Source organism: Mycobacterium sp. 852014-52450_SCH5900713 (assembly GCF_001667075.1).
Taxonomy (GTDB): domain Bacteria; phylum Actinomycetota; class Actinomycetes; order Mycobacteriales; family Mycobacteriaceae; genus Mycobacterium.
Genome location: NZ_LZIL01000044.1, coordinates 63,790 through 75,110, shown reverse-complemented (window position 1 = coordinate 75,110; position 11,321 = coordinate 63,790). Strand labels below are relative to the sequence as shown.

Annotated in this window: 11 protein-coding genes and 1 pseudogene; 7 read left to right on the top strand and 5 right to left on the bottom strand. The window is 68.8% G+C overall.

The window, feature by feature from the left end; genetic code table 11:
• Nucleotides 1-147 precede the first annotated feature (147 nt).
• Entirely contained in the window at nucleotides 148-633 is a 486-nt protein-coding gene (locus A5773_RS13095) for a hypothetical protein (RefSeq protein WP_066956652.1), read from the top strand.
• 75 nt (nucleotides 634-708) lie between these two features.
• On the opposite strand, the gene A5773_RS13090 is transcribed toward A5773_RS13095, so the two are convergent.
• Entirely contained in the window at nucleotides 709-1,800 is a 1,092-nt protein-coding gene (locus tag A5773_RS13090; protein ID WP_067791217.1) for a galactokinase, read from the bottom strand.
• Nucleotides 1,797-2,876 (bottom strand): galactose-1-phosphate uridylyltransferase, encoded by a 1,080-nt coding sequence (gene galT, locus A5773_RS13085; RefSeq protein WP_197505464.1) that lies wholly within the window; start codon nucleotides 2,874-2,876, stop codon nucleotides 1,797-1,799. The genes A5773_RS13090 and galT overlap by 4 nt, the downstream gene beginning before the upstream one ends.
• 107 nt (nucleotides 2,877-2,983) lie before the next feature.
• On the opposite strand from galT, the gene A5773_RS13080 reads away from it, so the two are divergent.
• Nucleotides 2,984-5,197 (top strand): FUSC family protein, encoded by a 2,214-nt coding sequence (locus tag A5773_RS13080; RefSeq protein ID WP_067791221.1) that lies wholly within the window; start codon nucleotides 2,984-2,986, stop codon nucleotides 5,195-5,197.
• A gap of 6 nt (nucleotides 5,198-5,203) precedes the next feature.
• Here the strand turns inward: A5773_RS13080 and A5773_RS13075 are convergent, their stop codons facing one another.
• Nucleotides 5,204-5,611: a hypothetical protein gene (locus tag A5773_RS13075; protein ID WP_067791215.1), complete on the bottom strand. Its 408-nt coding sequence runs from the start codon at nucleotides 5,609-5,611 to the stop codon at nucleotides 5,204-5,206.
• Nucleotides 5,612-5,710: 99 nt separating this feature from the next.
• Here A5773_RS13075 and A5773_RS13070 point away from each other — a divergent pair, with 99 nt between their 5' ends.
• Nucleotides 5,711-6,964 carry a cytochrome P450 gene (locus tag A5773_RS13070; protein ID WP_067791213.1) on the top strand — a complete coding sequence of 418 codons (1,254 nt, stop codon included), beginning with the start codon at nucleotides 5,711-5,713 and terminating at the stop codon, nucleotides 6,962-6,964.
• A gap of 117 nt (nucleotides 6,965-7,081) precedes the next feature.
• Nucleotides 7,082-7,579: an SRPBCC family protein gene (locus A5773_RS13065; protein ID WP_197507878.1), complete on the top strand. Its 498-nt coding sequence runs from the start codon at nucleotides 7,082-7,084 to the stop codon at nucleotides 7,577-7,579.
• A 12-nt stretch (nucleotides 7,580-7,591) separates the two neighbouring features.
• Here the strand turns inward: A5773_RS13065 and A5773_RS13060 are convergent, their stop codons facing one another.
• A complete protein-coding gene (locus tag A5773_RS13060) occupies nucleotides 7,592-7,996 on the bottom strand; it encodes a MerR family transcriptional regulator (RefSeq protein WP_067791209.1) in 405 nt (134 codons plus the stop codon).
• 61 nt (nucleotides 7,997-8,057) lie between these two features.
• On the opposite strand from A5773_RS13060, the gene A5773_RS13055 reads away from it, so the two are divergent.
• The 3 genes and pseudogenes from A5773_RS13055 (at nucleotide 8,058) to A5773_RS13045 (ending at nucleotide 9,912) form a co-directional block, all read left to right on the top strand.
• Entirely contained in the window at nucleotides 8,058-8,375 is a 318-nt protein-coding gene (locus A5773_RS13055) for a hypothetical protein (protein WP_067791207.1), read from the top strand.
• Nucleotides 8,372-8,737 carry an STAS/SEC14 domain-containing protein gene (locus tag A5773_RS13050; protein ID WP_067791202.1) on the top strand — a complete coding sequence of 122 codons (366 nt, stop codon included), beginning with the start codon at nucleotides 8,372-8,374 and terminating at the stop codon, nucleotides 8,735-8,737. Before A5773_RS13055 ends, A5773_RS13050 begins: the two co-directional genes overlap by 4 nt.
• An 8-nt stretch (nucleotides 8,738-8,745) precedes the next feature.
• Nucleotides 8,746-9,912: pseudogene (locus tag A5773_RS13045) on the top strand (FAD-binding domain).
• Here A5773_RS13045 and A5773_RS13040 read toward each other — a convergent pair.
• On the bottom strand, nucleotides 9,913-11,283 hold the full coding sequence (locus tag A5773_RS13040) for a cytochrome P450 (RefSeq protein ID WP_156659716.1): 1,371 nt from the start codon (nucleotides 11,281-11,283) through the stop codon (nucleotides 9,913-9,915).
• Nucleotides 11,284-11,321: the final 38 nt, after the last annotated feature.

The window sequence follows — 11,321 nt, the reverse complement described above, 5'->3', positions numbered from 1 at the left end:
CCCCCCCCCCCCCCCCCCCCCCCCCCCCCCCCCCCCCCCCCCCCCCCCCCCGCCGGGGGGGCCGGGGGGCGGCCCCGCCCCCCCCCCCCCCCCCCCCCGCCACCCCATCGCTAGGCCACGGAACCCCATTGGCTTTACGGTAAGCGCATGCCAGAGCAGTCCCATGCGATAGACGCCGGGCACCCACCGTCGGCGCTACTGCGCATCGTCAACCCGATGCTGGGCTTCTTGCTGCGCACCCCGCTCGCCGGCGCCGCCCGCAAGGAGCTCATGGTGCTGAACTTCACCGGGCGAAAAACGGGCCGGCCGTTCTCACTTCCGGTGAGCGCCCACATGATTGACAATCAGCTGTACGCGCTGACGGGCGCCCCGTGGAAACAGAATTTCCGCGGCGGCGCGCCCGCGCGGGTCGTCTACGACGGGAAGCAGACCGCGATGCGCGGCGAGCTCATCCGTGACCGCGCCGTGGTCTGCGATCTCTTCCTGCGCTGCGCCGAGTCCTACGGCGTTCGGCGCGCCCAGCGGATGATCGGGCTGAAGTTTCGCGATCAACGCATACCGACGCGCGAGGAGTTCGCCGAGGCGGTCGACCGCATGCACCTGGGAGCGGTGCGCCTGACTCCGGCCGAATAGCCGTTACTCGGAGCCGGCCGCCCGCAGATGCGCGGTGAGCAGGGGCCGTGACTTCGACGTCGCCGGTCGGCTCGGTTACCCACCCGGCCCCGCGCCGGCGGCGGCACGGGTTCGGGCGATGACCGGTTGCTCGAAACCGGCGTCGCCCACCGCGCGTCGCACCGCCTCATCGATCGCGCCGGTGCGGTCGGTCGGCACCAGCGCGATCACACAGCCGCCGAACCCCCCGCCCGTCATCCGCGCGCCGAGGGCGCCCGCCCGCACCGCGGTGTCAGCGATCAGATCGATGTGTTCGGTGGTGATCTCGAAATCATCACGCATGGACGCGTGCGAGGCGCTGAAGATTCGTCCCACCTCGGCGAAGTCCGAAACATTGAGCGCCGCAACACAATCGAGCACACGCTGATTCTCGCTCAGCACGTGGCGGGCCCGGCGGGCGTCGACCGGATCGCGCACCGCGGCGGCGAGGGACGGACCGCGGTCCTGGATCTCGCGCAGCGACGCCACCCCGAGATCCGCGGCCGCCCGCTCGCACGACGCGCGGCGCGCGGCATAGTCGCCGTCGGCGTGACTGTGGGGGGCGCGGGAGTCGATCACCAGCAGCGCGACGCCGGCGGCGTCCGGGTCGAAGGCCACCGGCGCGACCGTGACATCGCGGAAATCGATCAGCAGCGCGGTCACCGGCCGGCCGTACAGCGAGGCCAGCTGGTCGAGCAAACCCGTCGGGGCGCCGACGTAGTCGTTCTCGGCGCGCTGGGCGAGCCGCGCCTGCTCCTTCGGGTCGATGCGCACCCCGGCGCCCGCCGCGATGGCGCCCAGCGCAGCACACTCCAGCGCCGCCGACGACGACAACCCCGCGCCCATCGCCACGTCGCTGGTGATCCGCATCGCGCCGCCGGTCACCGGGTGACCGGCCTGATGCAGCGCCCACATCACGCCGGCCACGTAGGCGGCCCAGCCGGTCACGCCGCCGGGAGCGGTGTCCAGCGGAATGCGCACCCGCCCGTCCGCGCGGTCGCTGGCCACCGTGATCGCATCGCCGCGGTCGGGCGTGAACGTCACCACCGTGCGTTGCGGCAATGCGATCGGCAGCGCGAACCCCAGGTTGTAGTCGGTGTGCTCCCCGATCAGGTTGATCCGCCCGGGCGCGGAGTACCGGACGGTCACGCGAGCTCCCGCAGGCGCTGGGCCACGCTCTCGGGCGTCACATCGCTGATGAACGCGTCCATACCCGACTCGGAGCCCGCCAGGTACTTGAGCTTGGTGGCGCTGCGCCGGATCGACATCAACTCGACATGGAAGTACCCGTCGGCCTGCGCGTCGGTGTCGGAGTACTGGTGCAACGCCGAAATATAGGGCAGCGGGGAGGAATACATCCGGTCGAATCGCCTCAGCACATCGAGGTAGACCCGCGCGAACCCGTCCAGCTCGTCCTCGTCGAGCTCGATGATGTTGCGCACGAACCTGTTCGGATAGATGTGCACCTCGACCGGCCAGCGCGCGGCGAACGGCACGAACGCGGTGAACAGGTCGTCGCGCGCGACGATTCGGCTGCCGTCCGCGACCTCGCCGGCCAGTAGGTCGGCAAAGAGATTGGTGCCGTGGTGCATTCGATGCCGGCGCGCCTGTTCCAGCATCGCGGCGGTCCGCGGCGTGAGATAGGGATAGCCGTAGATTTGACCGTGCGGGTGCGTCAACGTCACCCCGATCTCCTCGCCGCGGTTCTCGAAGCAGAACACCTGCTCGATGCCCGGCGTGGCCATCAGGTCGCCGGTGCGGTGCCGCCACGCGTCGAGGACCAGCCGGGCGTGCGCGGGTTCGAGCCCCGCGAACGAGCCGGTGTGGTCGCTGGAAAAGCAGATCACCTCGCAGCGGCCCTGCCCCGGGGCGGACACGAAGCCGTCACCGGCGGGCGCGAGGGCCGGTCCGGTGCCGGACAGGCTGGGGAACCGGTTTTCGAAGACGACGACGTCGTAGTCCGGGGCGGGCACCTCGCTGGTCAGCCCCGTCGGACCGGGGCACAGCGGGCACTGGTCGGGGGGCGGCTTGTAGGTGCGGTCTTGGCGTAGCGCCGCGACGATCACCCACTGCCCCATCGTCTGGTCGAACCGCAACTCGGTCTGCTGCCCGTCGCGCGCCGGCAGCGGCCTACGGTCTTCGACCGGCGCCGGACGGTGCCCCGGCAGCGCGAAGAACAGCAGGTCACGGCCATCGGCCAGCTTCGCCCGCGTCGGCGCTGTCACGATGTCGAAGACTAGCTTGTGCCGAAGTTCGGGTAACCATGATGCGTTCAACAGGCGAGAAGGGGGGCACGGCGATCAGCGTTTTCTACGAACAAGCCGGCAACTGGGTGATCGGCTCCGATCCCGGTCTGCTCCGGCTGCGGATGGCGACGCGGACGACCGCCGCGCTCGGCTGTTCGCTGCTGGCGCTGTACGTCCTGACCCGGGCGACGGGACAGCCGCTGACCGTCGCCTTGTTGGGCGTCGTCATCACGATGGTCGCGTCGCGGTCCGTCAGCGAGCCGGACCCGCACCAGCAGCGGATCACCATGGCCCTGCTGCCCCTGCCCGCGGCGGTCTCCATCACGGCCGCCGCGGTGCTCGCGTCCCACCAGGTGGTCAGCGACGTGGTGTTCGTGATGGTGGTGTTCACCGCCGCGTACATTCGCCGCTTCGGGGCGCGCGGCCGGGCGCTGGGCATGGTCGCATTCATGTCCTACTTCTTCACCTTGTATCTGCGAGCGCGCATCTCGGAGCTGCCGTGGATGATCGGGGCGGTCGCGGTGGGCACGGTCTGCACATTCGTGATGACCACCTACGTCATGCCCGATCGACCGGAGCGCGTGCTGCGGGACACCGTCCGGGCGCTGCGGGCCCGGATGGCGATCGTGGTCGACACCACGGCCGAAGCCGTGCGTACCGGCCGCCTCGACGATCGGCGCCGGCGTCGCATGCGTGCGCGCACCCTCCGGCTCAACGAGACCGCCCTGATGGTGCAGAGCCAGATCGAGGACAAGGCCGACCCCGCCATGCTGTGGCCGGGTGTCACCGCCGAACAGTTGGCGCCGTGGCTGCTGGACGCCGAGCTCGCCATCGAATGGGTGGCCACGGCCGGGCGCCGGGCGGCGGCGCTGACCGCGGAGAACCCGGACGCCATCCCAAGCCAAACGCGGGCCGAGCTCGTCGACGCGCTCGCGCGGCTCGCGCGCGCCATCCGCCTCCCCGAACCGGGCGGCCTTCGACAGGCCGCCGCCCAAGCGCAGCGGCTGCTGAACGAGCAGTGCGGCCCCGCCGACGCCGACCCGGGCAGCACCGCCGTGCGCCGCCTCGCCCTGGCTGTAATCAACGCCGCGACAGCGACTTCCGACGTGCGGACCATCGTCGACCGCGCGGCCGCCGGGGGTACCGGCGGCGTGGAAACCGGGGGTAGCGAGCGGCCGCCGGCCGCCGGCGACGCGCCCCCGGACGAGGCCGCCGAACCGTCGCAGCCGGCGGGCCTGTTACCGACCACGCGGCAGGCCATCCAGGTCGCCGTCGCCGCGTCGCTGGCGATCGTCGCCGGCGAATTGGTCTCGCCGGCGCGCTGGTATTGGGCGGTGATCGCCGCGTTCGTCATCTTCGCCGGCACCAACTCGTGGGGCGAAACCCTGACGAAAGGCTGGCAACGCCTGCTCGGCACCTTGCTCGGCGTGCCCTGCGGTGTGCTGGTGGCCACGTTGCTGGCCGGCGACAGAACGGCCGCGCTCGCCGGTATCTTCGTGTGCCTGTTCTGCGCCTTCTATTTCATGACGGTCACCTACAGCTTGATGACCTTCTGGATCACCACGATGCTGGCGTTGCTGTACGGCTTGCTCGGCCAATTCTCGTTCGGCGTACTGATGTTGCGGATCGAAGAGACCGCGCTCGGTGCGGTCATCGGAGTGACCGTGGCCATCGTCGTGCTGCCCACGCACACCAGGGCCGCGATCCGTGACGACACCCGCACCTTTCTGGCTAGCCTGTCGGCCCTGATCGAGGTGTCCGCCGCGACCATGTTCGGTGAGGACGAGAGCGTCAGCCCGTCGGAGCAGGCACGCCAGCTCGACCGGGACCTGCAGCAGTTCCGCGTCACCGCCAAGCCGCTGCTGGCGGGGGTCGCCGGCCTCGCGGGCCGGCGCAGCATTCGCCGGGCGTTGCGCATCTTCGCGGCCTGCGACCGGTACGGCCGCAGCCTCGCGCGCAGCAGCGAGCAGTACCAGGACCCGGTGGCGTCGCAGCCCCTTGCCGACACCTTCTCGGCCGCCGCGGCCCAGACGCGGCGCAACATCGACGCGCTGGCAGCCGCGATCGGCAGCGGCCGCGCGCCGACCATCGTCTCGGCCGCCGACGACCTCGACGCCGCCGAAACGCTGGCCCGGCAGCGAGACGGCGAGGCGGGATCATCGGGCCAACCGGGGCCAGATACCCGGCGATTCCTCACCGCGGTGCACGCGTTGCGTCAGATCGAGCGAGCCGTCGTGACCGCGGCGACCAACCTGGGCGGGCGCGAAACGGCCAAGGCACCCAGCCCGATTCGGGGCTGAGGGAGATCAGAGGCCGGGCAGGCACGCGGGAAAGTAGCAGGGCTGATTGGGCCCTTGGGCCTTTCGCACCAGGTCGAACAACGCGAACATGGTTTGCAACAGCCGCATTTCCACCCCGGGCCGCTGCGCCGGCGGGAGGTTTTGCACCTCGTTGGACACCGTCGTGGCCTGTTGCTGCAGCTGCGTCAGCCGTTGCTGTCGTTGCGGCGGGGTGAGGTTGTCCCAGTTGTCGTGCAGTTCGGACACCTGCCGCTGCAGCTCTTCGACATCGGCTTCGGGATCGGGCTGCCCGCCCGGTGCCAACGGGTAGAAGTGGCTCGGCACTGGTGCCGCGGCGATCTCCGCCTGCGCGCAACCGGCCGCCGCCACCGCGCCGGCGGCGAGGCCGGCCGCCACGATCGCAATGATTTTCATGAAGGCTTCTTTTCTTCAAGGCTCGGCTTTATGGTGCTGGCAGTAAGGCATGTCGGGTTTGCTACCGATCCCAATAGGCACGTCCTTAGGAGAAGTCCGATGGCCACACCGAACCTCCCGCCGGGCTTCGATTTCACCGACCCCGATATCTATGCCCACCGGCTGCCGGTGCGGGAGTTCGCCGAACTGCGCGCGACGGAGCCGATCTGGTGGAACGAGCAGGCACCCGACGCCGGCGGGTTCGGCGACGGGGGCTACTGGGTGGTGACCAAGCACCGCGACATCCGCGACGTCTCGCTGCGCAGCGAAGTCTTCTCCTCAGCGACCAAGTCGATCGTCCCGCGCTACCGGGACGACTTGGCGGCCGGCCAGATCGAGGCGGGCCGGGCGTCGATGATCATGATGGACGACCCCGAGCACAGCCGGTTGCGCAAGATCGTCTCGCGGGCCTTCACGCCCCGCGCGGTCGAGCGGCTGCGCGCCGAATTGTCGGAGCGGGCGCGGCGCATCGTGATCGATGCCGCGGCGGCCGGGTCGGGCGACTTCGTCCGTCAGGTTGCCTGCGAGTTGCCGCTGCAGGCCATTTCCGGGCTACTCGGGGTTCCGCAGGAGGATTACGACAAGCTGTTCGACTGGACCAACAACATGATCGGCAGCGACGATCCGGAGTTCGCCGGAAACGACGCGTTGACCTCCGCGGGCGAATTGATGTGGTATGCAATGCAATTGGCCGCACGCAAGCGCGAAGATCCCGGTGACGACATTGTCACCACGCTGATACAGGCCGATGCCGAAGGTCAGCACCTGTCCGAGGCGGAATTCGGCATGTTCGTGGTCACCCTGGCCGTCGCCGGGAACGAGACCACCCGCAACTCCATCACGCAGGGAATGATGGCCTTCACGGACTATCCGGAACAGTGGGAGTTGTTCAAGGCGCACCGGCCCAAGACGGCCGCCGACGAGATAATCCGTTGGGCCACACCGATCACGGCCTTTCAGCGCACCGCGTGCCAGGACACCGAGCTCGGTGGTGTCCGGATCGGCAAGGGCCAGCGCGTGGTGCTGTTCTACCGGTCGGCCAATTTCGATGAAGAAGTCTTCGACGACCCCTACGCCTTCAACGTCTTGCGCAGCCCGAACCCGCACGTCGGATTCGGCGGCACCGGAGCGCACTACTGCATCGGCGCAAACCTGGCGCGCATGACGATCGACCTGATGTTCAACGCCCTCGCCGATCACCTGCCCGGCCTGACTCCGCTCGCGAATCCCGAGCGACTGCGGTCGTCGTTCATCAACGGCATCAAGCACTGGCGGGTCGACTACCGGGGCGCGCGTACCCCGGTCGCCCACTAGGCCGGCGTTCGTCCGAGCCGCGAGCATGCGGCTAACGCATTCATATATGCGCATGAATGTACTAGAGTGATAAAGACCGAGACCAGAGAAACAGAGCAGAGAAAGGATGTGTTCAAGGTGTTCGAGTTCAGCGAATCGATCTTGATAGCGGCACCACACGCGCAGGTGTGGAGCGTGCTCAGCGACATCGACCGCTGGTGGCTGGCTTCCAACGGCGAGCACGAGAGCCTGGAGCGTCTCGACTCACTGCCACCGACACAGGTCGGCGCCCGGCTGCGGATCGAGGAAAAGATCGGCGGGATACCCGGGGTGGCCGAGGGGACGATCACCGCCGTGGATCCCGGCACGGCCGTCACCTGGGAAGCCGACGCGCGCTATCGCTGGTTCGGGGTCCCGCTGCGGGTGGGAGAGGGTGTGACCTGGCGCGTCGAGCCGGGCGACGGGTCGAGCACCCGGGTCAGCGCGCACGTGTGGGCCACGTTCCCACATCACTTGTTGGGACGCGTCGCGGCCTTCGCGTTCACCCACCTGCTCAACGGTGTCGAGAAGGATCGTGAACACACGCGAACGGAACTGCGCTACCTGAAGAAGATCATCGAAGACCCGCGGAGGTAACCCCGGCGCCTCTCAGGGTCGGCAGAGCCCCTCGAGCACGACACATTCCGCGACGGGGCCGCCACGACAGTCGACGTCCGAACTAGCGATCAACTCGGCGATGCGGCTTTCGAGCGTCTGCAAGTCCGCGAGCTTTGCCCGCACCGCGGTGAGATGGAACTCAGCAATGTCACGGGCCTCGAGGCAGGAACGGTCGGCATCGTGCGTGAGTTCGACCAGACTGCGAACCTGCTCGACCCGGAAATCCAGGTCGCGACAGCGTCGAATGAACGTCACCCGCCGCACGTCGTCGTCGTCATAGCGCCGCTGACCGCCGACCCGCCGCGGGCTGGGCAGCAGGCCGATCCCTTCGTAGTAGCGGATTGTCGGCGCGGTCGTACCGGTTGCGCCGGCAAGCTCGCCAATTTTGAGAGCCATCTGCCCATCGTCCCGCGTGCGGTCTTGACCCTCAACCCACTTGAAGTCGGATCCTTGAGCAATGACCGAAAAATACGTTGCCTGCACTCTGACGGCGTCCGATCACGCGGCTCGGACCGCGTGGATCGAACAGCTCAACGCGACGGCGCTGGACAGCTACCAGCGCGACGATCATCGCATCCGGCTCCGGTACCGGCCGGCCGCCGCTGCGCAGGCACGGGAACTGGTTCGCCGCGAGCGGGAGTGCTGCCCTTTCCTCCAGTTCAGCACTGAGGAGCACGACGACGCATTCGTCGTGACGATCGACGCCCCAGCCGATTTGGGCGCCGCGGCCGACGATCTCTTCGCGCCCTACGCTCGACTGGGAGTCCGCCGATGATCGACGTCTTGCGCGACAGCGCCGGCGATGTGCTGGGGCTGCGCGCCACGAACAAACTGACAACGAGTGATTACCGCGACGTGCTCGACCCCGCGGTGCAAACCCTGATCGACCGCTTCGGCAAGGTGAAGGTGCTGTTCCTCATCGATGAGCCCTTCGACGGATGGACCCTACGCGCGGCGTGGGTCAACACGCTCTTCGATATCAAGCACCGCAACGACTTTGCCAGGGTGGCCGTGGTCGGCGCACCACGGTGGGAGCAATGGTGCGTCAATGTCGCCGCGGCGTTCCTTATGAGCGGCGAGTTGCGAACGTTCGACCGTGAGCGACTGGACGCCGCATGGCAATGGGTGCAAACGTAGGGCCCACCATGAGAATCGCCATCAGCGGGGCCGGCGTGGCGGGGGCGGCACTCGCCCACTGGCTGCATCGGACCGGCCACACGCCGACGCTGATCGAGCAGGCCCCCCACTTTCGCACCGGCGGCTACATGATCGACTTCTGGGGCGTCGGCTTCCAGGTGGCCAAGCGCATGGGCATCGAAGAGCAGATCCGCGCCGCGGGCTATCACATGGAACGGCTCCGCTCGGTCGGTTCGCGCGGCGAGGTCAAGGCGGACGTGGACGTGAACGTCTTTCGCCGGCTCCTTGGCGCCGACCTCACCAGCCTGCCGCGTGGCGATCTGGCCGCCGCGATCTACACCACCATCGAGGGCAGGGTCGAAACGATCTTCGGCGACAGCATCGCCGCCATCGACGAGCACAGCGACGGCGTCCGGCTCTCCCTGAACAGCGGCGGCACGCGCGAATTCGACCTGGTGATCGGAGCCGACGGACTGCATTCAAACGTGCGCCATCTGGCCTTCGGGCCCGAGCGACAATTCGAGCACTACCTCGGCTGCAAGGTCGCGGCCTGTGTGGTCGACGGCTACCGGCCGCGCGACGAGCTGGCCTACGTTACCTACGCCGCACCGGGACGGCAGCTGGCGCGTTTCGCGCTTCGCGGTGACCGCACCACGTTCATGTTCATCTTCCGCGCCGGGCACGATGACCGCGGCGCCACGCCGAAAGACCAGTTACGCAACGAGTTCGGCGATATCGGCTGGGAAGCCAACCGCATGCTGGACACCCTGGAGGACGTCGACGACCTGTACTTCGACGTCGTCAGCCAGGTCCGGATGAACAACTGGTCGCGCGGCCGGGTGTTGCTGCTCGGCGATGCGGCCGGGTGTATCTCGCTGCTCGGCGGCGAGGGCACCGGCCTGGCGATCACCGAGGCCTACATCCTGGCCGGTGAGCTGGTGCGCGCCGGAGGCGACCACCTCCGCGCCTTCGACGCCTACGAGACGCGCCTGCGTCCCTTCATCGCGAACAAGCAAGCGGGCGCTGTCCGCTACACCGGGTTCTTCGCCACCCGCACCCGACTCTGACTGTGGTTGCGCAACATGGCCCTGCACACCATGAACTTCGCCCCGCTGGCAACGGTTTTCGCGGGCGGCGTGCGCGACGATTTCGAGCTGCCCGACTACGGCATATAGCTACCGCGCCGGTGTCTCCGTCGCCGACGGCGCCGCGGCGGGGACGACCCTGAGCGCACGGAGCCGGATGCGCGCGCCGCGATGCGGTATCAGGACAACGAATTTCAGCTTCTGCCGTTCGCCGGCCGCGGTGGTGGTGCGCAACTCGGCCCGGCGCAGAATCTCGCGCAAAACCACGCGCATCTCGACCATGGCGAAGCCGGCGCCCAGACAGCGGCGGTTGCCGCCGCCGAAGGGGAACCACGTCGTCGGTGTCAGGGTGGCGCCCAGCATGCGATCCGGATCGAACCGGTCCGGGTCCGGATACACCGTGGCGCTGGTGTGCACCAGCCCGATTCCCGGCGCCACCATGACCCCGGCCGGCAGCCGGTAGCCGGCGACGTCGGCTGGTTGGGTGAGCACCCGCCCCACGTCGAACACCACCGGACGGATCCGCAACGTCTCCTTCACCAGCGCGTCGAGATACTCGTCGCCGGCCGGATCGCCCGCGGCGCTGGCCTCGGCCGCCAGCACTGCCTTGGCCAATATGGCCGGGTGGCGGGTCAACCGCTCGAGCGCCCAGGACAACCCGTTGGCGGTGGTGTCGTGCCCGGCCACCAGCAACGTCATCAGCTGGTCCCGCAGCTCGCGATCGGACATCGTGCGCCCGCCGTCGTCGGCGCGTACCAGCATGGCCAGCACGTCGGTGCGCCCGGCCAGGTCGGGGTCGGCGCGGCGCTCGGCGATCTCGGCGTAGAGCAGGCGGTCGGCTTCGGCCATTCGCCTGCGCAGTCCCCGCCATGGGAGGTAGCGCTGCAGCTCCGGCTTCGCCAGTGCCAGCGTCGCCCACGAACCCACGGTGAGCAGCTGCGGCATGATTTCACGCAGCGCGGTGAGCCGAGCCGGGTCCGTGGCGCCGATGACCGTTCGCAGGATCACCTCGAGGGTGATCTCCGACATCTTGGGCGCGGCCGCGAAGGTCTCCCCCACCGGCCACCCCGCGATGTTCGCCGCCGCGATCTCGGCCATCAGTCCTGCCTGGCGTGCGACGGCGTCGCGATGGAACGGCGGCAGCATCAGACGGCGGCGATCCCGATGGACGTCCTCGTCGACGACCAGAAGAGAGGTATCGCCGAGCAACCCGCTCAGAATCGAATTCGCTTCGCCGGCATGGAAGACGTGCGGGTCACCGGCAAACACCGTCTTGATGTCTGCCGGGTCGGCCAGATACACCAGCGTGCCCATGCCCGCTACCCGCAGCGTGAACACGCTCCCATAACGACGGCGGCAGGCGGCGACGAAGTGCGACCCACGGTGCAGCATCAACGCGGCCTGTACCGCCCGGGGCAGCCGGGGCCCCGGCGGAAGCGCGGTAGGCGGGGCAGTGCGCATCACCGCAATTTTACGACCGGAGTGCGCACCGAAGCGAC